Source organism: Parasphingorhabdus sp., from assembly GCF_059726685.1.
Genome location: NZ_AP041068.1, coordinates 2,279,576 through 2,303,971, shown reverse-complemented (window position 1 = coordinate 2,303,971; position 24,396 = coordinate 2,279,576). Strand labels below are relative to the sequence as shown.

Sequence of the window (24,396 nt, the reverse complement as noted above, 5' to 3'; positions counted from 1 at the left end):
GCGCGCCTAGTTCCCGGCTTGTGGTGCCGGTTCTTCCGCTTGATTGGCGGCATCTGCCGTGTCTGATGTCTTCATGCGCGCTGACATGAGATATTTATCGGAACCGACACTTACCAGGATCTTGTCATCTTCGACAATCTCGATCCTGGCTTTCTCCGATCCGTCAGCAGCTTCCAACCCGCGACCGTCGGTTAGGACATTGAACCGGCGAAAACCGCCGTCGGGATGCCGCACGATAAGGGTTACGCCATTTTCGCCGGACAGGCGTTCCGTTTGGCAGCCGCTTGAAAAGTCGCTATCGCCATTGATCGCACATTCGATCCTGCCGTCATCGGCGGCCTGAGCCGCTGCACTATCTTCTGCTTCGGCCAGTCTTCCATTGTCCGGCTTTCCGCATGCTGTCACAAGCAAGATAACTGCAAAACCGCTATATATCCGCATAGACATGTTTTTCCGCTTTCGCTCCGGGATGAGTAACAGCGCCCTTATAGGCCGGGCCAACATTCTGGGCATAGCGCCATAATGCACCTGACCCATAATCATTCACATGAGGCGTATAACGTGAACGGCGTTCTTCCAGGGTTTTCTCATCAACTTCAAGATCGATTGTACCTGCCTCAGCGTCGATATTTATCATATCGCCGTCTTCGACCAAACCGATTGGGCCACCATCGGCTGCCTCTGGCCCAACATGACCGATGCAGAAACCCCGCGTTGCGCCCGAAAAACGGCCATCGGTGATAAGGGCGACCTTCTCGCCCATACCCTGACCATAAAGCGCAGCCGTGGTTGCCAGCATCTCGCGCATGCCCGGACCACCCTTCGGGCCTTCGTTGCGGATGATGATGACGGAGCCTTCCTTGATCTCGCGCTTTTCGACGGCATCAAAGGCATCTTCTTCACATTCGAATATTTGTGCTGGACCGCGAAACTGTAAACGCGCCATTCCAGCGACTTTCACGATTGCACCTTCCGGTGCGAGCGATCCCTTCAAGCCGACTACGCCGCCGGTTTCGGTAATCGCATTCTTCACATCATATATGACCTTCTGGTCACTATTCCATGTAATCTCTTCAATATTTTCGCCTAATGTCTTGCCGGTGACCGTGATGCAATCACCGTTCAGCAGATCATTATCCATCATGGTTTTCATCAGCATATAGACACCACCAGCATTATGCATGTCTCTCGCGACATATTTGCCGCCCGGCTTCAGATCAGCCAGATAAGGCGTCGATTTGAAGGCTTCTGCCACATCAAACAGATCAAAATCTATACCCGCCTCGCTTGCCATGGCTGGCAGATGAAGCGCCGCATTGGTTGAACCGCCAGTGGCGGCAACGATACGGGCCGCGTTCACAAAAGCCTCTCTGGTGCAGATATCGCGTGGACGCAGGTTGCGTTCGATCAAATCCATAACCTGACGTCCTGCCGCCACCGCCATGTCATCACGGCTTTCGTAGGGGGCCGGGGCCATATTGCTGTTGGGCAATGACAATCCGATCGCCTCAGCGACACAGGCCATGGTGTTGGCGGTAAACTGACCGCCACATGCTCCGTGACCGGGGCACGCCACTTTCTCGAGTTCGATCAGTTCCTGCAGTGGGCAATTTCCGGCGCTATGCTGGCCGACAGCTTCAAAAACATCCACAACAGTAACGTCTTCGTCGTGGAAACGGCCCGGCAATATGGAGCCTCCATAGACAAATATAGAAGGCACATTGAGCCGCAACATCGCCATCATCATGCCGGGTAGGCTTTTATCGCAGCCCGCATAGGTTACCAATGCGTCGTAACAATGGCCGCGCACACTGAGCTCCACCGAGTCAGCAATCACTTCACGCGATATGAGTGAGGATTTCATTCCCTGATGACCCATGGCGATACCGTCAGTCACGGTGATCGTATTGAACCGGCGCGGGGTGCCGCCGGCTTCGATGACGCCTTGACGTGCCATATCCGCCTGTGCATCCAGCAATGTATTGCAAGGCGCGCTGTCATTGCCAGCAGACGCAATGCCGACAAATGGTTTGGCGATGTCTTCTTCGGTCATGCCCATGGCATAATAATAGCTGCGCTGTGGTGCGCGTTCCGGGCCGACACTGACATGGCGGCTTGGTAGTTTGGATTTATCGAACGTCCGGGTCATTTATTGATCCTGCAAAAGAGGTGGCTGTAATTGCCGATCCTCCTTCCAAAACTGCGTCTCTCACGCAAGCCCTGTTCGTACTTTATCACAAATTCGTAACAATATTTCTGAAAAACGGCGCTGACCGGTTTCATGTGCAATCAAATCCTGCCGAATCTCGATTTCTGTATAGGCTTTGCCGATATCTTCCGCCTGCCGTTTCATCGTCGCGTGGAGGTCTTTGCCTGAATAGGGTTGCTGGTCACCAACAACCAGTCCTTCCTCTTCCAGATGCTGGATGGCGAGGTGAGAGGCAGCTTCCTGTTCATTGTAAAGGACCCCGATTTCCCAGGGTCTCTTGGCGATTTCGTCAGACCGTAGCATCGGTGTAAAGCTGTGCAGAAACAAAACCAGCGCTGGGTCGAGATCGCGGATCAGCTCCGCAACGCGATCATGATATGGATGGAAAAACCGGTCCAGACGCGCATTTCTCTCTCTGTCCCCGATGGCGTTCCCGGTTAGCAGCACGCCGTCACTGCGCAGCGGAATTACGCCGGGTTCATCGGGAAAGCGATTGAGATCGACCACAAGGCGAGAAACTGTTCCCAATATCGACAGGTAACCCGGCGTCTCGGCCATGTTGCGCGCGATATTGGCAACGCCGATATCATAAGCGATATGATCTTCCAGAAGCTCCGGCGCGATACCAAGGTCAATATCATCTGGAACATGATTGGCGGCATGATCAACTACGACCAGTACGCTGTGTTCTTGCGGAACTCCGAAAATTTCGAACGCTTCGGTCATCTCAGTCCTCCGATCATCGTCCAGCTATCTGGCAATGCCGCGTTGATCATTTTTCCGGCATCCCCCGCCTGATGTTCTGTTTCATAAAGAGCAAAGCAGGTCGCGCCTGATCCCGACATTCTTGAAGCCAAGGCGCCTGTTTCATTCAACTTCGATAAAATATCGCCAATGACAGGAACAAGTCGCTCTGCCGGGCCCTGCAAATCATTGCGTCCGGACAGGACAATATCCAGAGGGCTTCCAGCAGGCAGGGCGCCGCGGTCGACGCCATCCCAATCGCTAAAAATGGATGCTGTAGATACCGGAACGAGCGGGTTTACCAAAAGCACAAAATGCCCCGCCAGCGCGCCATTGTACAAGGGCATCAGATCCTGCCCAATTCCCTTTCCGATACATGTCTGATTGACAACGCAAGCTGGCACATCGGCCCCCAGCGGGGCAGAAAGTTCCGCAAGTTCAGACAGCGATAGCCCGGTAGCCCAATAGCGGTTTAGCAAGCGAAGTGCCGCTGCGGCATCAGCGGAGCCACCGCCAATACCCGAGGCAATAGGCAAGCGTTTGTCGAGAAGAATTCTCACACCGCATGACTCGCTAGCGTGAGAGGCCAACAGACGGGCGGCGTCCAGCACCAGATTGTCCTTATCGCTCAGGCCCTTGGCAAAGGGGCCTCTGATCGACAGCGTGATCTCGTCGTGCGGTTCGACGGACAGCAAATCCCCATGGTCAAGAAAAGCAAACACTGTCTCAATGTCATGATAGCCATTGGCGAGACGCTTGCGGACGTGCAGCGCAAGATTGATCTTTGCGCACGCGATTTCGCTATCGCCAACATTCTGATCTTTTTGGGACATTAAGGAGAAACAAGATCGGCACGAAGGCCCACGTCGATTTTTTCCTTCAGGCGCTGCATATCTTCAGCATCAGCGAATAACTTCGCTGATTTCCAAGCATAGCGCGCCTCATATTTGCGCCCGACCGCCCAATAGGCATCGCCCAGATGTTCATTGATCGTCGGGTCCTGTGGCTCCCCTGCCCGGGCCAGTTCGAGATATCCGACCGCTTTTTCATGCTCACCGGTGACATAATAGGCCCAGCCCAGAGAATCGGTAATCGCGGGGGAAGATGACCGAAGTTTATGTGCCCTGCGGATGGCAGCGATCGCGGAAGCAGTATTTTCGCGGCGTTCCAGCTGCGCATAACCCAGATAGTTCAATATGCTCGCCGAATCAGGCTGTAACATGTCGGCTTTTTTCAGTGAGTTTAGACCTGCGGGCCAAAGTCCCGCCTGTTCCTGTGCGGCGCCCAGTGACAGCCAGTATGATGCAAGTAACGCATCTGGAGCGCCTCTCTTTTCCGCCAATGCTATAGCTTGTTCAAAGGCTGTGGCAGCTTCTTTGTGATTATCGCTTGCCTGAAGCAGTTGCCCCAGCAAAGCCCTCAATTCAGGCGTCTCAGGCATGGCGTCAGTGATTTTGCTCAAGCGTTTTTGCGCGCTTGTGTAATCTTCATCGTCAACATAGCGCGCCACCTCCATGCTGATGGCCAGCAAGGCGTAGGCACTGTCACTGGCTATTTCCTTGAGTGCTGTCCGGGCGGCCTGATTATTTTCGGTATTACCGTAAGCCTCGGCCAATATCAGCTGCCCATAGTCATTATCTGGCGAAATCTGGGCGGCTGCCTGTGCGCTAACCAAGCCAAGAAAATAGGCCCGCTGGGATCCCAAATCAGATGCCAGCCGCTGCAGAAGAAAGCTTGTTCCCACCTGCGTATCCACCCTCTGGGAAAACGCCCCACCTTTGCCAAGCTCTATATCTTCGAACATTTTCCTTTCCGGGCCCGTGCGTTTTTTATTCAATATTCCCAGGGCGGTCTCTTCGTCGCCCTTGGCCAGGAAATGACGGGCAATGACAATACGCACCGGCGCCATGCGTGCTTCATTGCGATCAACAATCGCATCGATCAGTTGCATGACATCGTCTTCGTAGCCGCGAGCCAAAGCGTGCAATATCAATTGTTCCTGATGATAGTAGGTACCGGTCGTGTCTTTCTTGGCTGCGGCAAGATCCGCAAGTGGGCTTTTTCGGTCAGCAGTGGAAAGCCAAGCGTTCAGAAATGGTGTTAAAAAACCAAAATTCTGCAAGGATTCAAGCTGCAGAGAAGCTATTTCGGCCGCCTTATAGTCGCGACGTGAAAAGGCATCGGCAAATAAAAGCAAAGGCATTTCCGCATCAATACCGCCGCGTGTGTCCAAGGTCCGGATCGCTTTGATTGCCAGATCAAAATCGCCGGATTCAATCGCTTTTACGTAAGCTTTGCTCGCCAACAACAGGTTGTCCGGCTGTTCCTTCAGGGTTTCTGCATAGATAGCCGCGGCGGCTTCCGGTTTGTCCGACGATTCTGCCAATCGTGCTTCGACATATCGGTTAAGCGCATCAGCTCCATTGCTGCGCTTGGCAAGAGCCGGGCCACTCAATAATGCGGCAATGATAAATACGCCAAAACCTGGTTTACATATTGGGGTAATTGGGACCTCCGCCGCCTTCGGGTACAACCCAGTTGATATTCTGGTTCGGGTCTTTGATATCACAGGTTTTGCAGTGGACGCAATTCTGCGCGTTGATCTGGAATTTCGGATTGCCGGCATCGTCTTCGACAAATTCATAGACCCCTGCTGGGCAGTAACGCTGCGATGGTCCCGCAAATACGGGTAGATTCACATCCACCGGCATAGATGCGTCCTTCAATTGCAAGTGAACCGGCTGATCTTCTTCATGGTTGGTATTGGATAAAAATACCGAAGACAAACGATCAAAGCTTATCACGCCATCGGGTTTTGGATATTCGATAGGTTCACAATGTTCTGCCCGTTTCAGACGCGTATGATCCGGATGATGCTTCATCGTGAAAGGCATTTTGATTTTGAAATTCTCCGCCCACATGTTGATGCCAGCGATGATCGAACCCAGAAAATCGCCATATTTTTCGGCGGCAGGCAGAACGTTGCGAACAATACGTAGTTCTTCACGCACCCAGCTATTTTCATAAGCTGTGCCATAGGCTGCCAATTCATCACTTTGACGATCAGCAACAATGGCCTCAAAAGCCGCCTCCGCTGCCATCATTCCGGTTTTCATCGCTGTATGCGTACCCTTGATCCGCGGAACATTCACAAAACCGGCAGAACAGCCGATCAGCGCACCGCCGGGGAAGTACAGTTTCGGCACAGATTGGAAGCCGCCGTCATTAATTGCGCGGGCACCATAGGAAATGCGTTTGCCACCTTCCAAAATCTTGCGGATTTCGGGATGCTGCTTCCAGCGCTGCATTTCTTCAAACGGAGATAGATAGGGGTTTTCATAGTTGAGCCACGTGACGAAGCCTAAAGCCACCTGATTATCGGCTTGATGGTAAAGAAAACCGCCGCCGTTAGAACCCTCTCCCAATGGCCAGCCCTGACTGTGAATGACACGGCCTGGGACATGCTTGTCGGGATCAATATCCCACAATTCCTTGATACCAAGGCCGTAAATCTGTGGTTGGCTATCCTTATCCAGCGCGAACTTCTCTTTCAGAATTTTTGTGAGATGTCCGCGAACACCCTCTGCAAAGAAAGTATATTTTGCATGGAGTTCCAGACCTGGCTGATAGTCAGGCTTGCGACTGCCATCGCGTGCTACGCCCATGTCACCTGTCGCGACACCTTTAACGGAACCATCTTCGTTGTAGAGAATTTCAGCGGCAGCAAATCCCGGAAAAATCTCGACACCCATGTTTTCGGCACGCTCACCAAGCCAACGACACAAATTGCCGAGCGACCCTGTGTAGGTTCCCTTATTATGCATGAAAGGCGGTGTCATAATGTGCGGAATGGAGAATTTCTTGTTCTTGGTCAGAACCCAATGCTGGTTGTCAGTCACAGGAACCGCTGCCATCGGGCAATCTTCTTCACGCCAATTGGGAAGCAGTTCATCAAGTGCTTTTGGATCAACAACTGCGCCGGACAGGATATGCGCACCGATTTCGGAACCTTTTTCCAAAATACACACCGAGAGATCCTTGCCCGCTTCATCGGCCATTTGTTTGAAGCGGATAGCCGCGCTTAGTCCTGCTGGTCCCCCACCAACAATGACCACGTCATAAGGCATAGATTCTCGTTCACTCATTGTATTTTTCCTGTATTCAACTCGATAAAATTTTCTTACATTCGCCCTACCGCAAACGGCAACCCTTTGGACAGAAACATGCTTGCCCGCCAATTGACCAATTCGTCAACTCATGACTCTATGCATAGATGAATTTTTCTGCGTCTGCACCTGATGAAAACACGTCTGCCGAGAAGATGGAAAGCCTTCGCGACTGGTGGAGCCTGGCGGGTGTTGATCTGCATTATAACGATGAACCATCTGCGCTATTGGGCGATACAGCTCCTGCCATCAAGCCAGCGGAACCAAAGCCAGTTGTTCCGACTGCCCCTACGGAAAGCAAGCCTGATTTAGCAAAAGCAAAGGCGTCAACTGAACGCATCAGCGACAATTATCCGGCAGAGCACAACCAGTTTGTCGCATGGTTATCACGACCTGAAAACCTGATCGAAGCGCAATGGTCGCAAAACCATGTTTTGCCGAGCGGAGTCATCGAGCCGGAAATCATGGTTATTGTTGGAATGCCAGAACAGGGAGATTTGCGAGAAAATTCACATTTTTCTCAGAAAAGCGCAGCCCTGTTGGCGAATATGCTGAGAGCTATAGGATGCGATTCGGACAAAACCTATTCCGCTTCAATCTCTTTAGCCCGTTCATATGACGGTCGTATTGATCCACAATATCACGAGCTGCTAAAAAAACGTATGCTCCATCATATAGAGTTGGTGCAGCCAAAGCGGATCATCGCCTTTGGTGAAACGCCGTCGCACTTGTTTTTTAGCGAAAACTTGCTCACAGCGCGCAAAAATAAACAATTTGTTAACCATGCTTCAGCCAAAACCGAGGCAATTGCCACGTTTCATCCGCGAATTTTGATCGAAAGACCGGAGTTCAAAGCAGAAGCGTGGAGAGATTTGCAATTGCTGACCAGGATTTCGAGTAGATGAAAAACCAGTTTTCCTTAAATTTGAAACTTGCGGCTACCGCTGCCCTAATTTCCCTGCCCTTCACGCCGGCGCTGGCGAAAGATGGCGGCGCAGTGTTGTTCAAAAGCTCGTCGATCGCGAAAGACATTCCATCACAGTTAAAGCGTAAACAATCCGAACATTATCGCGCGATTTTCAAAGCGATGGGCGGCAATGAATGGGACACGGCGAAGAATTTGATTGCCGATGCGCCTAATGGTCCCTTGAAATCCATTACTCAGGCAGAATATTTTCTCGCTGCAAATTCTCCCCGCGCCGAATTGGGACCACTTCTGGTTCTGGTCAATGAAGCTCCTCATATTCCGCAGGCCGCCCAGCTGGGCCGCCTGGCAAAAAAGCGTGGCGCTCAATTGCTTCCAAATCTTCCGCAGCGGCGTAATCTTTCTTACGTCCCTGGCCTACCCATTCGCAAAAAACCCAATGCGATCAAATCCGACAGTGCTGCCAACGCCATTCGCGGTCGCATTTTAAGTTTCATCAAGAATGATAGCCCGCAATCGGCGGAGGCGCTGCTTTTCGAGACCGAGAATGTCCTTTCTTCTGAGGCGCGCACAGAACTGGAACAGCGAGTGGCGTGGTCATACTATATCGAAAATGATGACAGATCCGCTCAACGCATGGCGCAAAAGGCCCAGAAAGGCAGCGGCCCCTGGGTTGCTCATGCCGACTGGGTCGCCGGTCTGTCTTCCTGGCGTTTGAACGACTGTCAAACGGCTGCTGCTGCCTTTGATAATGTGGGCCGCCGCGCCGCCAACGCTGATTTGCAAGCCGCCGGACTCTATTGGGGCGCTCGTTCCGACATTGCCTGTGGTCAGCCGCAAAAGGCGCAAGGTAAGCTGCAAACAGCCGCCAAGCGTAGTGACAGTTTTTACGGACTTCTTGCTGCACAGACATTGGGCATGGATATAGCGGCGAAGAAATCCAATTCCGGATTTGAAAAAGGCGACTGGAAGACGCTGAAGCAGCATGAAAACGTCAAGGCCGCAATTGCCCTGGTCGAAATTGGCGAGGATGGCCTCGCTGACGAAGTTTTGCGGCATCAGGCGCGGATCGGCAATTCCAGTGATCACGCCGCGTTGTTAAAGCTGGCACGCGAGCTCAGTTTGCCGCGTACGCAACTATGGCTCGCCCATCATGCGCCTCGCGGGTTTAAACCCGATGCACAGGCACGCTTTCCCGCTCCCAAATGGAAACCCGACGGTGGATGGCGCGTGGACCCAGCCCTTGTCTATGCTCACACATTGCAGGAATCGGCCTTTCGCAGCAAAGCTGTCAGCCCGGCTAATGCTATTGGCTTGATGCAAGTTCGTCCCGGAACAGCCGGTGATATTGCCCGTGCAAATGGACGGAATTTTCAGAAATCGCAACTGTTCGAGCCATCAACCAATCTGGAATATGGTCAGTCTTATCTCGAATATCTCGGTAGTTCGTCGATCACCGGCGGCAAGCTGCCCAAGGTGGCCGCAGCTTACAATGCCGGTCCGGGATCGGTCCAGCGCTGGAACAACGAAGTTCAGGATAAAGACGACCCGCTTCTCTATATGGAGAGCATTCCCTTTGTCGAAACCCGCGGATATGTCTCGATTATATTGCGCAATTACTGGATGTATGAACAGCAAGCCGGAATCAAATCAGCCAGCCTGAGCACGCTTGCTCAGAATAAATGGCCTGTCTTCCCGAGAAAGCCGACCAAAAACAAAACGCGTTTTACGGCCAACTAGGACAAAAAACCGGATGAGCCATTGCAAGCCCATCCGGTTTCTTCATCAATAGCGCGAACTCAATAGCGATAGTGATCGGGCTTGAACGGGCCCTCTGGTGTTACGCCAATATATTCGGCCTGTTCCTGCGATAATTTGGTCAGTTGCACGCCCAATTTCGCGAGATGCAGCTCAGCTACTTTCTCGTCGAGATGCTTTGGCAGAACGTAAACATCGTTCTTATACTGTTCAGGCCGCAACCACAGTTCGATCTGCGCCATCACCTGATTGGTGAAGCTGGCCGACATCACGAAGCTCGGGTGACCGGTCGCGCAGCCGAGATTGACCAGACGTCCCTGCGCCAGAATGATGAGCTTTTTGCCATCCGGAAATTCAACCTCATCGACCTGTGGTTTGATCTCGTTCCACTTCATGTTCTGCAGACCGGCAATCTGGATCTCGCTGTCGAAATGGCCGATATTGCAGACAATCGCGCGGTCTTTCATCTCGCGCATATGGTCGACGGTGATCACGTCTTTATTGCCTGTGGCGGTCACGAAGATATCAGCGCGTTTGGTCGCTTCTTCCATGGTGACAACTTCATAGCCTTCCATCGAAGCCTGCAACGCGCAGATCGGATCAACTTCAGTCACGATGACCCGTGCGCCGCCATTGCGGAGAGAGTCAGCAGAACCTTTACCAACATCACCAAAGCCAGCCACACAGGCCACTTTACCGGCCAGCATCACGTCGGTAGCGCGGCGAACAGCATCGACCAGCGATTCTTTACAACCATAGAGGTTATCGAATTTCGATTTGGTCACACTGTCGTTCACATTGATCGCCGGGAAAGGCAATTTGCCTTGCTTGGCGAGGTCATAGAGACGGTGAACGCCAGTGGTGGTTTCTTCAGAAACACCCTTGATGGTCTCAACCGTCTTGGTCAGATAGCCCGGACGTTCGGCCACAAAGCGCTTCAGCGTCGCAACAAAGACTTCCTCTTCTTCATTTTCAGGTGTGAACAGCTCTTCACCAGCTTCCACACGTGCACCCCAAAGCGCGAACATGGTTGCATCGCCACCGTCATCCAGGATCAGATTGCAGGTTTCTTCCGGACCCCAATCGAAGATACGCTCGACATAAGCCCAATATTCTTCCAGCGTTTCGCCCTTGATGGCGAATACTGGCGTTCCACCAGCGGCAATCGCAGCGGCGGCATGATCCTGTGTTGAATAGATATTGCAGGAAGCCCAGCGCACCGTTGCGCCCAGTGCCAGAAGTGTTTCGATCAACACCGCTGTTTGTATTGTCATGTGCAGCGAACCGGTAATCCGTGCGCCTTTCAAAGGCTGTTCAGCACCAAATTCCTCGCGCAAAGCCATCAGGCCGGGCATTTCAGTTTCGGCAATCTCGATTTCCTTACGACCGAAATCGGCCAGGGAAATATCCTTGATCACATAATCCTGCGTTTGTGTATCCGCTGCGGTAGCCACATTCATTCTCCTTGAAAGACGAATTGCCGCACAGGAAACCCCGGGCGGCAGTTTCATCATTCCTTAGCTTCTTGCGGCTTTGGAAGCAAATATAAAGATGTCTTTATATTTGTAATTTAGTTATTAATTTTCGCTTGATGCGATAACAATCCCACAGCGACCACCTGGCAAATTCGGTGACAATCCGTGAAACTGGGAAATATTGACCAGCGATGAAAGCTTGCCGTCACTATCTGCCGCAGAATTTGCCAGATCCTTCATGGTTTTGCATTCTGACAAATCACCGGAACCGGCACCGTATTTGTTGGCCAAGGAAACTGCATAGCGATCATAATGCTTCATCGCCTGTTTCTTGTTCCGGCCCTTCGCAAAATGTCCCCGAAGTATTCCATTGCCGAGTTTTAACACCGGCTTTTTGTCGCGAACGAAGCGGTTATAATGAGGCAGAACATCATGTTCCGACTTCACGCAACGTAGCGCGGCAACCATGAGGCGGGATTGCAGGTCCCGAACATGAGCGGCATCTGCTGCTGCCGGTGTCCAGCAGGCTGCTTGAGCGGATCCCGCCAATGTGACGCTTGTAATTATCCCGACCAAAACGGATTTGTTAAACTTAGACATTCCCCTAATCCCCTATTCCCATTGAGGACTACACAATTGTTCTTTCTGACTTAGGGAATTTCTAAAGGCGTTGGTTAAGCGATGTTCAGCATCCAAGTAGCGATAATTATGGGATAATCGTAATCTTCACCTGATTTCATGCGCTGCCAAATTGGCCTGACAACATGCCTGGATCAATCCCTTGTGCCTTCCAGGCCATTTCCCATTTATCTTTGGCCTCAGTTTCATAGAGCCATTCTGGCTCCCCTTGTGTCACCGACCATCCGTTTTGGGTCAGTTCTTGCTCCAACTGCCCTGCTCCCCAACCGGAATAGCCCAGCGCGGCGATCCATTTCCTCGGGCCACGATCTTTGGCGATAGCACCCAATATATCCAGCGAGCTGCTCAATCCCCAGCGATCGCCAACCTGCAGGGTATCCGACAGGTTGAAATCGAGACTGTGGAGAATGAAGCCCCTATGCACCTCAACCGGTCCGCCAACGAAAACACCGCGATCTTCCAGGGTGTCTGATTCGATATCAAATTGCTCCAAAATGCCGTTGAAGCTGATGTCCGTTGATGTCTCACCAATATTGATGCCGAGTGCGCCATGCTCATCGTGCGAGCAAATTGCGATGATGGATCGGGCAAACCGCGGATCAGCCATGCCCGGTGTCGCAAGCAAAAATTGGCCGGAAAAATAGAGCGGATAATCCATGTCTTTAGCATAAGTCACTTATCACGCCGTGCCCATGGTAAATTCGATAAACGGAGCATTATCATTACATTGCTTGCAATTTCATGATGCTGTCACCACAACAGAATAACAAACACCGATATCCCCAAAAATTCATAAGGAGCGACTAACATGATCAATAAAGGCGACAAAATACCCGAGGTAAACCTTGTCAAAGCGACAGAAAATGGCCCTGAGCAAGTCAGCTCCTCAGACTATTTTGCGGGCAAGAAAGTGGCCCTTTTCTCAGTCCCCGGTGCCTATACTCCTACCTGTTCGGCCAAGCATCTGCCTGGCTATGTCGAGAAGGCCGAAGAGCTCAAAGCCAAAGGCGTCGATGAAATCGCCTGCACCGCCGTCAATGATGCCTTCGTTCTCGGCGCCTGGAACAAGGATGCTGGCTCTGAAGATGTCACCATGCTCGCAGATGGCAATGGCGATTTTGCCAAGGCCGTAGGTCTTGAGATGGATGGTTCCGGCTTTGGTTTGGGCACCCGTGGCCAACGCTTCTCAATGATCGTCAATGACGGTGTGGTTGAAGAATTGAATGTCGAAGCACCCGGTGATTTCAAGGTTAGCGCTGCCGACTATATGCTTGACCAGCTTTAATACGGATCAAACAGCTAAAGGCCGGCGGGAGCACATGTTTCCCGCCGGTTTTTTAATGCCTACCATCCGCAGGATTTGCCCTTATTCTCTTCCTTCAGCCAGTCCATCAGCGGTTCAAAATAGCTGATCATCGCCGACCCGTCCATTTCGCGCGTACCGGTAAAGGCCTCCAGAGCATCTGGCCAAGGCTCGGATGCACCAAGTTCCAGCATGGCATTCAAACGCGCGCCAACTTTCTTGTTGCCGTAAAAGGAGCAGCGATGCAGTGGGCCTTTCCAACCCGCCGCATCGCACGCCGCCTTGTAGAATTGGAACTGCAGGATGCGCGCCAGGAAATAACGGGAGTAAGGTGTGTTGCCCGGGATATGATATTTCGCACCCGGATCGAACGCGTCCGCGGGCCGGTCAACGGGCGGCGTGATGCCCTGATATTGCTGCTTCAGATCATGCCATGCCTGTGTATATTCGGCGGGCTTTATGTCGCCGGAGAAAACCTGCCAGCGCCATTTGTCTACCAATAGACCAAATGGCAGGAATGCGACTTTGTCCATCGCTTGACGCAAAAGCAGCCCTACATCCTTGTCAGCGCTCGGCACCTTGTCCGCATCCAGCAGGCCGACCTGCACCAGATATTCCGGTGTGATCGACAACGCGATCATATCACCAATGGCTTCGTGGAAACCATCATTGGCGCCGTCGAGATGCAAATAGCTCTGCTTGTTATAGGCGCGCTGGTAATAGTTATGACCGAGCTCGTGGTGGATCGTGACAAAATCATCTCCATTGACCTTGATGCACATCTTGATGCGGATATCGTCGACATTGTCGATATCCCAGGCGCTGGCATGACAAACGACCTCGCGGTCTGCCGGCTTGGTAAACTGTGACCGTGCATAGAAGGTATCTGGCAGCGGATCAAAACCAAGGGACGAGAAAAACTGCTCTCCGGCTTTCACCATTTTCATGGCATCATAGCCTTTGGAGGTCAGCAATTCGGTCGTATCGAAACCAATATCACCAGCACCTTCAGGTGCTACGATTTCGTAAATATTACCCCATTCCTGCGCCCACATATTGCCGAGCAGGTCTGCGCGGATCGGGCCGGTTTTGGCCTGTACCGCATCACCATATTTTTCGTTTAGCTTGTCGCGGGTATAACAATGCAGTTCATCATAAAGTGGCTTCACCTGGTTCCACAGCTTGTCTGTTAGCTTGGCAAAATCATCCGCCGGCATGTCGTAGCCAGAGCGCCACATCGCACCGACATCGGCAAAGCCCAATTCCTTTGCGCCTTCATTGGCAATTTCAACCATGCGTGCATAATCATCCTTCATCGGCGCGCCGACATTACTGTGCCAGCTTGCCCACATTTCGGAGAGTTCGTCCGGGTTACGATTTGTGCCCATGGCCGCTTCGATGTCAGAACCGTTAATCTCTTCACCTTTTAGCGTTCCTTTGCCTTTACCATAGGCAGAGTTCAATTTGGTGGCGATGGTGTTCAATTCCGTTGCGGCGCCCTCCGTGGTTGGCGCGGGAAGCACAATACCGCCGCGCAGCTTGTCGAGCTTGCGTGTGGTTACCGCATCAAGTCCCGCGACATTGTTGAATTTGGCTGCATCAATCGCGGCCTGCACCGACATGGTAGTCCCTTCGGCACCGACCTTCGCTGCCAAGGCATCCGTATCCTCGGTGATATAGGTTGCATTGATCCAGTAAATCCGCCCCGCATTGACCGAAAAATCGAACATCTTCCTTTCGGTTTCCTCGACGAACTTCTTTGCATCATCTGCCGTAGGATTGGCTTTATCAGGCACTTCACCACCTTCATGATGTTTTGCGTGAACCGGTGCGCTGAACGCTATGGCGGCAAGAGCGATGATCGAAGCGGCTGTTTTCATGATGTATCCTCTGTGGCTTTTATTTTGGCATGAATTGAAACTTTATCCTGGAAGCGTCAAGCGCGGTTTTCGCGTCGGCGCCAGATAAGGGCAATGATCATGCCGATGGTGCCGATGATCCAGGTTACGATCTTTATCGGTCGAGCAAAAGCGGCGATGCCCGCCAGCGTATCGCTACCCTTTTCCTGCAATAATTGCGTGATCTGACTCAGCGTCTCGACATAGTCAAACAGCCCGAACAGAAAATAGATCAGCACCATGAACAGGCCAAGCTTCTTGAGTGACGGAGATTTAGCCTCCTGCCAGATCAGGCGTCCGCCCAATATTCCGCCAATGGAATAAAGACCGATAAACACAAGATCGCCGATCATGGACCATTTGGCATAACTCATCTTCCCTGCCTCCGCCCAGCTTAGTTGAATGGCATCAACCCGCTCGGCCGTCGCCGCGCTTTGATGATCCAAAATTCCGGTAGGAGCGACATCTGTGATCAGCGGCCCACCGGTTACCACCAGAACGAGGAACAACGCGAAACCGCCCAACCAGAAAATCCAGAAATTACGCCAACTTATATATCTCGGCATCTGTCATTCTCTCCCTTATTGATCTGCGCTCAAAAAACGCACCATCTCTTGCGCCATTTCGGGTTCGGTAACACTGCTCATATGCGTGCCTGGTACCGCGACATGATGCCCATGTGGCAGCAGGTTTGCCAGCGCCTCGGGGTCGCCATTGTCTCGATCTTCCGATCCACAAAGCACCAGCGTTGGTGTCGTGATAGTCTCTATGGCGTCCGGTTGCATATCCGAGAATGTCTTTAGCAAATGCGCAGCAGCCACGGTATCGACTTTCTGGCTTTTCATAAACTGAATCGCCATCCAATGCGGATCACCACGTTTTGCCGTGTCGCGCAGCTCAATCGCCTTGAGGAAGAAGCCTTGCCGCCGATCCCAACCTGCCAGACCTTCCAGCCCCATACCCGCAAGGATCGCTTTTCCAGGTGCAATTTCTGTGGTGAGCAGTTTAGCGGTTGTCCGGGCGCCGAGTGAAAAACCGCCGAGATCATAATCCGGCAGATCAAAATGCTCAATCAGCGCCAGCGCGTCCTTGATCAGTACGTCCTGTGGATAGGCATCGCGTTCATGTGGCGCCTCGCTTTGTCCATGGGCACGCAGATCGGGCATGATCACTCGAAAGCCAGCTTCCGCCTGATGACCAGCGTGGCCAAATTTGATCCAATTGGTCTCCGCATTGGAAAAAAGTCCATGGAGTAGAATGACAGCGCGGCCCTGCCCCGTTTCATGGATTTTCAGTTTCACCCCGTCAAAGGAAGAGAAGTCCCAGCTTTTTATATCTACCATCATTGCCCCAAATTATTGCGCCAGGCGCTCACATTGTCTGGCTGTGTCTGATGCTGATCCGTTTCCGGATCCAGCATGATACCAGCCTGTTTTTTGGAAACCCATAAATGACCGACTGGTGCAATATACTCTGAGTGATCCAAGGTGCCGACTTTCAGCGTTATCGCTGACGGCGGATTGGTTCCACTATGCCACAGCCGCGTTCCGCAATCCCCGCAAAAATAATTGTATTTCCGTTTCCCACTATGTGCCGTGGTTTCAAACACCTTCGCCGTACCGGTCACAGTCAAAACTTCATAAGCCATGGGAATGGACATTGAAAAAGCACTTGCGCTCTGTTTCTTGCACTCCCCGCAATGGCAGGCATAGGCGGGCGGTATCGAACCGCTGAGCCGATAGCGCACCGCACCGCATTGGCAGCCTCCGGTATGCGTATCACTCATTCGGGACCGACATATTGCAGCCACTCTTCGCTGGACTGCGGTTGCGTTTCGAGAGTTGGGACGCCCTCGGGAATAGTGATCCACGGCTGTTTGCTCGAAACCCAAAAATGCGCAGCGGGGCTTACATCCTTGCTATTGTCGAGGGTGCCGACGCGGATACTTGCCAGACCCGGTCTTTTATCGTGCGCAGCATAGATACGGCTCATACATTTTGCACAGCCTGTGATGGTACTGATCGCGCCACTGGGCTGCACAAATGTTCCCTCATTTAACTCGCCTTCAATGGTCAGATCCTTCGCCATGACACCCATGTGCAGACTGAACGCACTCCCGGTTCGCCGCTGACAATCCGTGCAATGGCAAGCATAAGGCCGCATCCTGAAACCGGGCTTGAGTTCATAACGGACAGTTCCGCATAGGCAGCTACCCGTTAATGTCCTTTCCATTGCTCAACTCTCCTCTTTCTTGCCCGCCAAGTTACGCCTTTGAACCGAGTAAAAGCCCAGAGTCAATTTGCCATTGGTTCAAGCTTTGCTCCTTCTGTGACGTCGGAACGCGCTAATGTCAGCGCTCGGCCAATCCCTTTTGTTTCATCCGCCAGACCGCCAGTTCGATCCGATCCTGTCCGAAAAAGGGTTCTCCGTCGAACACCAAGGTAGGCACGCCCCAGTGACCGGCGGCTTCCAGAGCTTTCTGATTGTCCGCGATTTCGCTGTCCAAATCTTCCGCATGCTTTTCGGCTTCGGCTTTCAGTTCGGCGAGATCAAGTCCTGCCCGAGTAGCCGCTTGCTCCAGATGATCGCCCTCGTTCCAGCCCTGCACGCCGCCCCAGATCAGCCGCGATACTTCATCGGCAAACTTCAGACCCTTACCGCGCCGGGAAGCCGCCTGCCCCATCCGTGTGAGCAGAAAGATGTGCGGCTGATCACCTGATATTTTGCGCGTGGCAATATCCTGCACAATTGGATCAGGATTCGGCGGCGCCATCGGAATATCGATATATTGCGCAACCCGAAAAATATCCTTGAACACGTAACCAAGCCAATTGGGGTGGTTTTTCTCAAAAAAATCCGGTTCCCGGATTGCCAGCGGATAAACAAAACGCTGGTTGATCGAGAGATCATATTCCTGCGTTAGCGCAACATAACGGCGGGTCGCGAGATAGCTATAGGGTGATCGGAAGGACCAATAAACGTCAGCTTGTAATGTCATTTCACTTCACTGCACTGAGATGGATTGTAAAGGCAAGTTCCGATGTCGTTTTGGGTGAAAAGGCGGACACCCCGATTGTCGATATACTATTTGCTATCTATGTACCGTGACCGTGCCACCTTTATGGCAGAGACCATAGAGCGCGTCCAAACGGGCGTGCGCATAGAAAAATTCATGCTTAAGTCTTGAGGCTGCCGGCTAGGCAACTAAACATGTCACTGGGCGGTTTGGCCTGAAGGTACGACGCTACGCTGCTTCGAAAGCAAAGTATTGGGCTGATAAGCCGTTTTTGGAGTTCAAGCTAAAGTGAATTGGAAACCTAAATGAAAACAACAAATCAAACCATTCTCATCACCGGTGCAAGTTCCGGAATTGGATCAGTTCTGTGCGCGCATTTGGCTGATGCGGGAAACCGGATCATTGCATGCGGTCGACGCGAAACCCCGTTACAGAAGCTGGCTGAGAAGCACGGCAATGTCAGCTACCAACTATGTGACATTCAAGATGATATCGCAGTTACCGAGCTCGCGGATGAATTTGGTCCCCATATCGATATTCTGATTAACTGCGCCGGTGTCTCGAATGAGGTCTCGTTGATCAATGACACCGACCTTGCCAGCCAATTGGCCGAGGTCGATATCAATCTGAATGGCACGCTGCGCATGGTGCATGAGTTTCTATCGCACCTTCTTGATCGGGGAGAAACAGCGATTGTTAACGTGTCCTCGGCGATCGCATATGTTCCCGATGCAGCTCGCCCCATCTATAGCGCAACAAAAGCGGGGCAACACGCCTATACCAAAGCGCTTCGGCATCAGTTGATTGGTACAAATGTCAGGGTTTTCGAACTGCTTCCACCGCTTACCGACACACCCATGGCGGAGGCTGTCACCGACGTTCCAAAGCTTGCGCCCGAGAAACTAGCAAAATTGTTCATCAGGGGACTGCAATCCAACACACTCGAAATCGCCCCCGGACTGGCCTCGACGGTCAGGCTGCTCTCAAGGTTCGCACCAGGCTTTTTGTTCCGTAAACTCAACGCAAGGGGGTGATCCATGACCAGTCCGTCATCAAACCAAACCCAGCAACTAGGTACGGGACAGCATAGCGGTTCTCTTCGATCTTTTGCCCTTACGGGTTTTGGAGGCGCTTGACCGTTAGTTTGAGGCTTTTGGGCTAAAACAGACGCAAAAATAAGCCACTGGACAATTTAACCCTTTTGCAAATGCTTGCGCCCCAATAGCTCAGCAATCTGTACTGCATTGAGCGCAGCACCCTTGCGCAGGTTATCGGACACACACCAGATGATCAGGCCATTGTCTACGGTCGGATCTTCGCGCACGCGGCTGATATAGGTGGCGCTGTCGCCGACGCATTCGACCGGCGTGGTATAGCCTTCGTCTTCGCGCTTATCGACCAGCATGATGCCAGGTGCTTCGCGGAGGATTTCCTGCGCCTGTTTGGCGGAAATCTCGTTCTCGAACTCGATATGGATAGCCTCACTGTGGCCAACGAAGACGGGTACACGCACGCAGGTCGCGGTCAGCTTGATCTTGGGGTCGAGGATTTTCTTGGTCTCGACGACCATTTTCCACTCTTCCTTGGTCGAACCGTCATCAAGGAAAACATCGATATGCGGGATCACATTAAATGCAATCTGCTTGGTGAAGACCTGATTTTCCTTGGGGTCACCGACGAAAATCGCACGGGACTGTTCGAACAGTTCGTCCATGCCACCTTTTCCGGCACCCGATACGGACTGATAGGTCGACACGACAACACGCTTGATTTTCGCGGCGTCATGAAGTGGCTTGAGCGCTACAACCATCTGCGCGGTCGAGCAATTGGGGTTCGCGATGATGTTGCGGGCCTTATAGCCTTCAATCGCATCCGGGTTCACTTCCGGAACGATCAAGGGCACATCCGGATCCATGCGGTAGAGCGAGCTATTGTCGATCACCACACAGCCTGCAGCAGCGGCTTTAGGCGCATATTCCTTGGTCGGACCGGAACCAGCAGCGAAAAGCGCCATATCCCATCCGGAAAAGTCGAAATGCTCGATATTCTGAACCTTCAGCATCTTGCCGGTATCGCCAATCTCGATCTCTGTTCCCTGTGATCGCGAAGACGCCACGGCGGCGAGTTCGTCGATCGGAAATTCGCGCTCGGCGAGAATGGTCAGCATTTCGCGCCCGACATTTCCGGTCGCACCAACAACTGCAACTTTGTAACCCATGAAACTTTTCCTGTGCTGAATATGAAAACAGCCGGTTTTCCTTTTGGGGAGAACCGGCTGCCTGAATTTGTTATGAAGCTTTCTTTACTTTGCTTCAGCGCCTTTGGCAGGCTGGTTCACGCGGCGTTCCGCAATACGGGCCCGTTTACCTGTACGGCCGCGCAGATAGTAAAGTTTCGCACGACGGACGACACCGCGGCGGACCACTGTAATGGATTCGATGTTAGGCGAGTAAAGCGGGAACACACGCTCGACACCTTCGCCGAAAGAAATCTTTCTTACGGTGAAGCTGGAGCCCATGCCGCGACTGGTCCGTGCAATGCACACGCCTTCAAAATTCTGGGTACGAACGCGCTCGCCTTCAACGACGCGAACACCAATGCGCAGCGTGTCGCCAGCGCGAAATTCCGGTATTTCTTTAGAGGCTGCAAATGCTTCTACAGCTTCTTTCTCAAGTGTCTGGATCAGGTTCATGACCGATCTTCCTTTTTCTGTCCTCGCGCACCAGAGGGCGACTGATCCGGAGCATCCCTGTGATGCTCCCATAAATCGGGCCGCCTTAGCCGTGTGTCTTCCTCTGCTTTTTGTTTCCGCCAAGCAGCGATTTTCGCATGATCCCCCGATCGCAAGACTTCAGGGATAATACGCCCTTCCCATTTCTGAGGCCGGGTAAACTGCGGATATTCCAAAAGTCCGGTTTCAAAACTTTCGTCATCTCCGCTAGAAGACGCGCCCATTACCCCGGGAAGCAGCCGAATGCAAGCGTCTAAAAGCACCAAAGCACCCATTTCTCCGCCAGAGAGGATATAATCGCCAATCGAGACCTCTTCAATCGGCCGCGCATCGAAAATCCGCTCGTCAAATCCCTCGAAGCGACCGCAGAGTATGGTTACACCGGGACCGGAAGCGATTTCCCGTACACGCTCCTGTTTCAGCGGCTTTCCGCGCGGTGACATCGCGAGAATAGGCGCGGCTGGTTGCTGTTCCAGCGCATGATCAACCGCCGATGCCATGACGTCAGCCCGCAAAACCATGCCCGCACCGCCACCCGCCGGAGTATCATCGACGGACTTATGCTTGTCGGTGGCAAAGTCGCGCATCTGGATCGGGTTGCAGGCCCATTTGCCCTCGTCGAGCGCCTTGCCCGCGAGCGATGTGCCGAGCGGTCCGGGAAACATTTCCGGGTATAGCGTTAGGATTTGGGCGGTGAAGGTCATTTATCCTGACTCGTTTTCCGGATCTCCATGATCACAAAAGTCATGATGGAAATCATCAAACCCATGGCAGCATATATGATTATAGCTTTCAGCGGACTATCACCAAAATTGCGATCTTCGGAATAGGCGAGCCATAATATTCCAGGCGTGAGGATGACTTGTCCTGCCACTATCGTGCTGGCCATACGGACAAATTGATCCGATTTTTGCTTAAATTTCCAGCCAATGAAAGCCGGAAAGGCAACTACGATAACAATTAAAGCGATAAAGAATATCGGACCGTTCATGGCTCGACAAATTCCGATAGCACGATTGCCGGATCGTTCCGCATATCGATCGCGCCAACGGGTACCATGAATTTCTTGCCGCTGGCACGTTCAATCTCGATGACATCGCCGGCGCCAAATTCGTAGATCGCAAAGATTTTGCCCAGTTCCTCGCCATTGTCGGAGACACAGCGCAGGCCAATAATATCGATATGATAAAATTCGTCCTCATCCAGCGCTGGCAAAGAGGAGCGGGGGATGGCCAGTTCGATACCACGCGCGGCCTCAGCTGCATTGCGATCGGTAATTTCAGCGAACCGCGCTATCGCTCCCATCTTGTGAGGTTTGACGGATTTCAGCGTCAGTTTTCCGCCATTATAACTTTTATACTGCTTGAGGCTGTCGAGAGCCTCGCAGAATAGCTTGAGCCGGACCTCGCCTGTCACCCCATGCGCGCCAATGATGACGGCAAGGGGGACAGACGTGTCCGGATCAACACTGGCCAAGGATTAACCCTCGGACTTTTCTTCGGTCGTTTCTTCTGCAGCAGGAGCCTCTTCAGCAGGTGCTTCTTCGGCTTTTGCTTCCTCGGCAGGCGCTTCTGCAGCAGCTTCTTCAGCAGCTGGCGTTTCTTCTGCAGGTGTTTCTGCTGGCGCTTCCTCAGCAGGAGCGGCTGAGGCTTCCTTGGCAGCTTCTTCTGCTGCAGCGGCTTTTTCCGCTTTCTCTTCAGCGCGCTCAGTCGCTTTTTCGCCAGGCTTGGCTTTGTTCGGGTTGTTCCGCGCTTCGCGCTTCATCAAACCAGCAGCATCGAGGAAACGAGCAACACGGTCTGACGGCTTGGCGCCAACGCTCAACCAATGTTTCGCACGATCCAGATCCAGAACAACGCGCTTTTCGTCATCTTTGGCGAGCAGCGGGTTATAGCTACCGATACGTTCGATAAACTTGCCGTCACGCGGTGCGCGCACATCGGCGATCACGATTTTATAATAAGGACGCTTCTTGGAACCACCACGGGCCATTCTCATAGCTACTGACATAAATAAACCTTTCTAAAACAATATAATAAATTAAATTTCTAAAACTATTTCTTCTTATTCAATAAATTTGCAAGATCAGGTGGTAATCCGCCTGGAGACATGTCTGGTAGCCCCGGCATTCCACCCATGCCGCCATTTTGACCGCCCATGCCCGCGCCTGCAGCACCGCCACCACCGCCAAACATCGACATTAAACCCTTCATCCCGCCCATTTTCTTGATCTTCTTCATCGCCTTGGACATTTCCTGATGCATTTTCAGGAGCTTGTTCACGTCCTGCACCGTGGTACCGGACCCCTTGGCTACGCGCACTTTGCGCTTGGCGTTGAGCAAGCCGGGGCGCACACGTTCTTCCTTGGTCATCGAACCGATAATCGCGTCCATGCGGACCAGAACCTTGTCGTCCATCGCGCCGCCCGCCATCGCCGCCTTGGCCTTCTTCATGCCCGGCATCATCGAGGCCAATGCACCCAGACCGCCCATTTTGGTCATTTGGCGCAGCTGCGAGCGCAAATCATTCAGGTCAAACTGACCTTTGGCCATTTTCTCGGCCAGCGCTTCGGATTCTTCCTTGTCGACCGTTGCAGCGGCTTTTTCCACCAGACTGACAACATCGCCCATGCCCAAAATACGGCTAGCAACACGTTCCGGATGAAATTCTTCCAGCGCGTCGATTTTCTCGCCAACACCGACAAATTTAATCGGCTTGCCGGTAACCGCCCGCATCGAAAGTGCAGCACCGCCGCGGGCATCGCCATCCATCCGGGTTAGGATCACACCGCTGAGATCGACTTGCTCGGAGAAGTTGGATGCAACATTGACAGCATCCTGACCGGTCAAAGCATCGACGACCAGCAATGTTTCCTGCGGTTTCGAGACATCGGCAACAGCCTTCATTTCGTCCATCAACTGCTGATCGACATGCAGGCGGCCTGCAGTGTCGAGCATCAGAACGTCGAAACCCTGCAATTTTGCAGCTTGAAGCGCGCGTTTGGCTATCTCGACCGGCTGTTGGCCTTCGACAATTGGCAGCGTGGCAGCATTAATCTGCTCGCCCAATACCGCCAGTTGTTCTTGTGCCGCCGGACGATTGACGTCGAGCGAGGCCATCATGACCTTTTTATTCTCGTTGTCTTTCAGGCGCTTGGCGATCTTGGCCGTCGTGGTTGTCTTACCAGAGCCCTGCAGACCGACCATCATGATTATCGCGGGTGGTGCGACTGCGAGTTCGAGGCCACTGACCTCGGCACCCAGCATATCCGCCAGACCGTCGTTGACGATCTTGACGACCTGTTGGCCAGGCGTGATGGACTTGAGTACCGACTGACCAACGGCCTGTTCGGTAACTTTTTCAACGAAATCCTTTACAACCGGAAGCGCAACATCGGCCTCCAGCAACGCAATCCGCACTTCGCGCATCGCGCCGCGAACATCTTCTTCTTTTAGCGCCCCACGGCCACGCAGTTTGTCAAAGACGCCGCCGAGCCGGTCGCTTAACTTGTCAAACATGGCGTCTTCCTTTC

26 protein-coding genes are annotated in these 24,396 nt (G+C 52.6%); 4 read left to right on the top strand and 22 right to left on the bottom strand.

Annotated elements, in window-relative coordinates:
- Positions 1–6 precede the first annotated feature (6 nt).
- Genes AC6I9Z_RS11420 through AC6I9Z_RS11395 form a run of 6 tightly spaced genes read right to left on the bottom strand, consistent with a single transcriptional unit; the run spans position 7 to position 7,098 of the window.
- Positions 7–447, bottom strand: coding sequence for a hypothetical protein (locus AC6I9Z_RS11420; RefSeq protein ID WP_461455949.1), 441 nt, complete (start codon positions 445–447; stop codon positions 7–9).
- The gene (gene ilvD, locus AC6I9Z_RS11415) at positions 428–2,149 is read right to left on the bottom strand and encodes a dihydroxy-acid dehydratase (protein WP_461455948.1); all 1,722 of its coding nucleotides are present in this window, start codon (positions 2,147–2,149) and stop codon (positions 428–430) included. The genes AC6I9Z_RS11420 and ilvD overlap by 20 nt, the downstream gene beginning before the upstream one ends.
- Positions 2,150–2,209: 60 nt before the next feature.
- A complete protein-coding gene (locus AC6I9Z_RS11410) occupies positions 2,210–2,935 on the bottom strand; it encodes an N-formylglutamate amidohydrolase (protein ID WP_461455947.1) in 726 nt (241 codons plus the stop codon).
- A complete protein-coding gene (locus AC6I9Z_RS11405) occupies positions 2,932–3,786 on the bottom strand; it encodes a 4-(cytidine 5'-diphospho)-2-C-methyl-D-erythritol kinase (protein WP_461455946.1) in 855 nt (284 codons plus the stop codon). Before AC6I9Z_RS11405 ends, AC6I9Z_RS11410 begins: the two co-directional genes overlap by 4 nt.
- Positions 3,786–5,408 carry a tetratricopeptide repeat protein gene (locus AC6I9Z_RS11400; protein ID WP_461455945.1) on the bottom strand — a complete coding sequence of 541 codons (1,623 nt, stop codon included), beginning with the start codon at positions 5,406–5,408 and terminating at the stop codon, positions 3,786–3,788. The genes AC6I9Z_RS11405 and AC6I9Z_RS11400 overlap by 1 nt, the downstream gene beginning before the upstream one ends.
- Positions 5,409–5,442: 34 nt before the next feature.
- The gene (locus tag AC6I9Z_RS11395) at positions 5,443–7,098 is read right to left on the bottom strand and encodes an electron transfer flavoprotein-ubiquinone oxidoreductase (protein WP_461455944.1); all 1,656 of its coding nucleotides are present in this window, start codon (positions 7,096–7,098) and stop codon (positions 5,443–5,445) included.
- A 128-nt stretch (positions 7,099–7,226) separates the two neighbouring features.
- Here AC6I9Z_RS11395 and AC6I9Z_RS11390 point away from each other — a divergent pair, with 128 nt between their 5' ends.
- Together AC6I9Z_RS11390 and AC6I9Z_RS11385 are read left to right on the top strand one after the other, a co-directional pair.
- Positions 7,227–8,024 (top strand): uracil-DNA glycosylase family protein, encoded by a 798-nt coding sequence (locus AC6I9Z_RS11390; protein WP_461455943.1) that lies wholly within the window; start codon positions 7,227–7,229, stop codon positions 8,022–8,024.
- Positions 8,021–9,784 (top strand): lytic transglycosylase domain-containing protein, encoded by a 1,764-nt coding sequence (locus AC6I9Z_RS11385; protein WP_461455942.1) that lies wholly within the window; start codon positions 8,021–8,023, stop codon positions 9,782–9,784. The genes AC6I9Z_RS11390 and AC6I9Z_RS11385 overlap by 4 nt, the downstream gene beginning before the upstream one ends.
- A 59-nt stretch (positions 9,785–9,843) precedes the next feature.
- Here the strand turns inward: AC6I9Z_RS11385 and ahcY are convergent, their stop codons facing one another.
- The 3 genes from ahcY to AC6I9Z_RS11370 form a co-directional block, all read right to left on the bottom strand.
- On the bottom strand, positions 9,844–11,262 hold the full coding sequence (gene ahcY, locus AC6I9Z_RS11380) for an adenosylhomocysteinase (RefSeq protein ID WP_174209048.1): 1,419 nt from the start codon (positions 11,260–11,262) through the stop codon (positions 9,844–9,846).
- A gap of 117 nt (positions 11,263–11,379) precedes the next feature.
- Entirely contained in the window at positions 11,380–11,877 is a 498-nt protein-coding gene (locus tag AC6I9Z_RS11375) for a hypothetical protein (RefSeq protein ID WP_461455941.1), read from the bottom strand.
- Positions 11,878–12,013: 136 nt separating this feature from the next.
- Positions 12,014–12,592: a YqgE/AlgH family protein gene (locus AC6I9Z_RS11370; protein WP_461455940.1), complete on the bottom strand. Its 579-nt coding sequence runs from the start codon at positions 12,590–12,592 to the stop codon at positions 12,014–12,016.
- A 132-nt stretch (positions 12,593–12,724) separates the two neighbouring features.
- On the opposite strand from AC6I9Z_RS11370, the gene AC6I9Z_RS11365 reads away from it, so the two are divergent.
- Positions 12,725–13,201: a peroxiredoxin gene (locus AC6I9Z_RS11365; protein WP_109357016.1), complete on the top strand. Its 477-nt coding sequence runs from the start codon at positions 12,725–12,727 to the stop codon at positions 13,199–13,201.
- A 59-nt stretch (positions 13,202–13,260) separates the two neighbouring features.
- Here AC6I9Z_RS11365 and AC6I9Z_RS11360 read toward each other — a convergent pair whose 3' ends face one another.
- The 6 genes from AC6I9Z_RS11360 to AC6I9Z_RS11335 all read right to left on the bottom strand — a co-directional run bounded on the left by AC6I9Z_RS11360 (position 13,261) and on the right by AC6I9Z_RS11335 (position 18,115).
- A complete protein-coding gene (locus AC6I9Z_RS11360; protein ID WP_461455939.1) occupies positions 13,261–15,099 on the bottom strand; it encodes a M2 family metallopeptidase in 1,839 nt (612 codons plus the stop codon).
- 56 nt (positions 15,100–15,155) lie between these two features.
- The gene (locus AC6I9Z_RS11355) at positions 15,156–15,683 is read right to left on the bottom strand and encodes a hypothetical protein (protein ID WP_461455938.1); all 528 of its coding nucleotides are present in this window, start codon (positions 15,681–15,683) and stop codon (positions 15,156–15,158) included.
- A 15-nt stretch (positions 15,684–15,698) separates the two neighbouring features.
- Positions 15,699–16,463: an alpha/beta fold hydrolase gene (locus AC6I9Z_RS11350; RefSeq protein WP_461455937.1), complete on the bottom strand. Its 765-nt coding sequence runs from the start codon at positions 16,461–16,463 to the stop codon at positions 15,699–15,701.
- Positions 16,460–16,903: a GFA family protein gene (locus AC6I9Z_RS11345; RefSeq protein ID WP_461455936.1), complete on the bottom strand. Its 444-nt coding sequence runs from the start codon at positions 16,901–16,903 to the stop codon at positions 16,460–16,462. Before AC6I9Z_RS11345 ends, AC6I9Z_RS11350 begins: the two co-directional genes overlap by 4 nt.
- Positions 16,900–17,349 carry a GFA family protein gene (locus AC6I9Z_RS11340; RefSeq protein WP_461455935.1) on the bottom strand — a complete coding sequence of 150 codons (450 nt, stop codon included), beginning with the start codon at positions 17,347–17,349 and terminating at the stop codon, positions 16,900–16,902. Before AC6I9Z_RS11340 ends, AC6I9Z_RS11345 begins: the two co-directional genes overlap by 4 nt.
- Positions 17,350–17,467: 118 nt before the next feature.
- Entirely contained in the window at positions 17,468–18,115 is a 648-nt protein-coding gene (locus AC6I9Z_RS11335; protein WP_461455934.1) for a 2-hydroxychromene-2-carboxylate isomerase, read from the bottom strand.
- Between the two features lie 323 nt (positions 18,116–18,438).
- Here AC6I9Z_RS11335 and AC6I9Z_RS11330 point away from each other — a divergent pair, with 323 nt between their 5' ends.
- Positions 18,439–19,167 (top strand): SDR family oxidoreductase, encoded by a 729-nt coding sequence (locus AC6I9Z_RS11330; RefSeq protein ID WP_461455933.1) that lies wholly within the window; start codon positions 18,439–18,441, stop codon positions 19,165–19,167.
- A gap of 158 nt (positions 19,168–19,325) precedes the next feature.
- Here the strand turns inward: AC6I9Z_RS11330 and AC6I9Z_RS11325 are convergent, their stop codons facing one another.
- The 7 genes from AC6I9Z_RS11325 to ffh all read right to left on the bottom strand — a co-directional run bounded on the left by AC6I9Z_RS11325 (position 19,326) and on the right by ffh (position 24,382).
- Positions 19,326–20,351 (bottom strand): aspartate-semialdehyde dehydrogenase, encoded by a 1,026-nt coding sequence (locus tag AC6I9Z_RS11325; protein ID WP_461455932.1) that lies wholly within the window; start codon positions 20,349–20,351, stop codon positions 19,326–19,328.
- 84 nt (positions 20,352–20,435) lie between these two features.
- On the bottom strand, positions 20,436–20,825 hold the full coding sequence (rplS, locus tag AC6I9Z_RS11320) for a 50S ribosomal protein L19 (protein WP_108810113.1): 390 nt from the start codon (positions 20,823–20,825) through the stop codon (positions 20,436–20,438).
- Complete coding sequence (gene trmD / locus AC6I9Z_RS11315) at positions 20,822–21,568, bottom strand: tRNA (guanosine(37)-N1)-methyltransferase TrmD (protein ID WP_461455931.1); 747 nt, start codon at positions 21,566–21,568, stop codon at positions 20,822–20,824. The genes rplS and trmD overlap by 4 nt, the downstream gene beginning before the upstream one ends.
- A complete protein-coding gene (locus tag AC6I9Z_RS11310; protein WP_461455930.1) occupies positions 21,565–21,855 on the bottom strand; it encodes a hypothetical protein in 291 nt (96 codons plus the stop codon). Before AC6I9Z_RS11310 ends, trmD begins: the two co-directional genes overlap by 4 nt.
- On the bottom strand, positions 21,852–22,340 hold the full coding sequence (gene rimM / locus AC6I9Z_RS11305) for a ribosome maturation factor RimM (protein WP_461455929.1): 489 nt from the start codon (positions 22,338–22,340) through the stop codon (positions 21,852–21,854). The genes AC6I9Z_RS11310 and rimM overlap by 4 nt, the downstream gene beginning before the upstream one ends.
- 3 nt (positions 22,341–22,343) lie before the next feature.
- Positions 22,344–22,874: a 30S ribosomal protein S16 gene (gene rpsP / locus AC6I9Z_RS11300; protein ID WP_461455928.1), complete on the bottom strand. Its 531-nt coding sequence runs from the start codon at positions 22,872–22,874 to the stop codon at positions 22,344–22,346.
- Positions 22,875–22,918: 44 nt separating this feature from the next.
- The gene (gene ffh / locus AC6I9Z_RS11295; RefSeq protein WP_461455927.1) at positions 22,919–24,382 is read right to left on the bottom strand and encodes a signal recognition particle protein; all 1,464 of its coding nucleotides are present in this window, start codon (positions 24,380–24,382) and stop codon (positions 22,919–22,921) included.
- Between the last annotated feature and the right edge of the window lie 14 nt (positions 24,383–24,396).

Excerpts from the sequence above, each read along its gene's own strand:
- AC6I9Z_RS11420 (WP_461455949.1), bottom strand. The coding sequence starts at position 447 with ATGTCTATGCGGATATATAGCGGTTTTGCAGTTATCTTGCTTGTGACA.
- ilvD (WP_461455948.1), bottom strand. The coding sequence starts at position 2,149 with ATGACCCGGACGTTCGATAAATCCAAACTACCAAGCCGCCATGTCAGT.
- AC6I9Z_RS11410 (WP_461455947.1), bottom strand. The coding sequence starts at position 2,935 with ATGACCGAAGCGTTCGAAATTTTCGGAGTTCCGCAAGAACACAGCGTA.
- AC6I9Z_RS11405 (WP_461455946.1), bottom strand. The coding sequence starts at position 3,786 with ATGTCCCAAAAAGATCAGAATGTTGGCGATAGCGAAATCGCGTGCGCA.
- AC6I9Z_RS11395 (WP_461455944.1), bottom strand. The coding sequence starts at position 7,098 with ATGAGTGAACGAGAATCTATGCCTTATGACGTGGTCATTGTTGGTGGG.
- AC6I9Z_RS11390 (WP_461455943.1), top strand. The coding sequence starts at position 7,227 with ATGAATTTTTCTGCGTCTGCACCTGATGAAAACACGTCTGCCGAGAAG.
- AC6I9Z_RS11385 (WP_461455942.1), top strand. The coding sequence starts at position 8,021 with ATGAAAAACCAGTTTTCCTTAAATTTGAAACTTGCGGCTACCGCTGCC.
- ahcY (WP_174209048.1), bottom strand. The coding sequence starts at position 11,262 with ATGAATGTGGCTACCGCAGCGGATACACAAACGCAGGATTATGTGATC.
- AC6I9Z_RS11375 (WP_461455941.1), bottom strand. The coding sequence starts at position 11,877 with ATGTCTAAGTTTAACAAATCCGTTTTGGTCGGGATAATTACAAGCGTC.
- AC6I9Z_RS11365 (WP_109357016.1), top strand. The coding sequence starts at position 12,725 with ATGATCAATAAAGGCGACAAAATACCCGAGGTAAACCTTGTCAAAGCG.
- AC6I9Z_RS11360 (WP_461455939.1), bottom strand. The coding sequence starts at position 15,099 with ATGAAAACAGCCGCTTCGATCATCGCTCTTGCCGCCATAGCGTTCAGC.
- AC6I9Z_RS11355 (WP_461455938.1), bottom strand. The coding sequence starts at position 15,683 with ATGCCGAGATATATAAGTTGGCGTAATTTCTGGATTTTCTGGTTGGGC.
- AC6I9Z_RS11350 (WP_461455937.1), bottom strand. The coding sequence starts at position 16,463 with ATGATGGTAGATATAAAAAGCTGGGACTTCTCTTCCTTTGACGGGGTG.
- AC6I9Z_RS11345 (WP_461455936.1), bottom strand. The coding sequence starts at position 16,903 with ATGAGTGATACGCATACCGGAGGCTGCCAATGCGGTGCGGTGCGCTAT.
- AC6I9Z_RS11340 (WP_461455935.1), bottom strand. The coding sequence starts at position 17,349 with ATGGAAAGGACATTAACGGGTAGCTGCCTATGCGGAACTGTCCGTTAT.
- AC6I9Z_RS11335 (WP_461455934.1), bottom strand. The coding sequence starts at position 18,115 with ATGACATTACAAGCTGACGTTTATTGGTCCTTCCGATCACCCTATAGC.
- AC6I9Z_RS11330 (WP_461455933.1), top strand. The coding sequence starts at position 18,439 with ATGAAAACAACAAATCAAACCATTCTCATCACCGGTGCAAGTTCCGGA.
- AC6I9Z_RS11325 (WP_461455932.1), bottom strand. The coding sequence starts at position 20,351 with ATGGGTTACAAAGTTGCAGTTGTTGGTGCGACCGGAAATGTCGGGCGC.
- rplS (WP_108810113.1), bottom strand. The coding sequence starts at position 20,825 with ATGAACCTGATCCAGACACTTGAGAAAGAAGCTGTAGAAGCATTTGCA.
- trmD (WP_461455931.1), bottom strand. The coding sequence starts at position 21,568 with ATGACCTTCACCGCCCAAATCCTAACGCTATACCCGGAAATGTTTCCC.
- AC6I9Z_RS11310 (WP_461455930.1), bottom strand. The coding sequence starts at position 21,855 with ATGAACGGTCCGATATTCTTTATCGCTTTAATTGTTATCGTAGTTGCC.
- rpsP (WP_461455928.1), bottom strand. The coding sequence starts at position 22,874 with ATGTCAGTAGCTATGAGAATGGCCCGTGGTGGTTCCAAGAAGCGTCCT.
- ffh (WP_461455927.1), bottom strand. The coding sequence starts at position 24,382 with ATGTTTGACAAGTTAAGCGACCGGCTCGGCGGCGTCTTTGACAAACTG.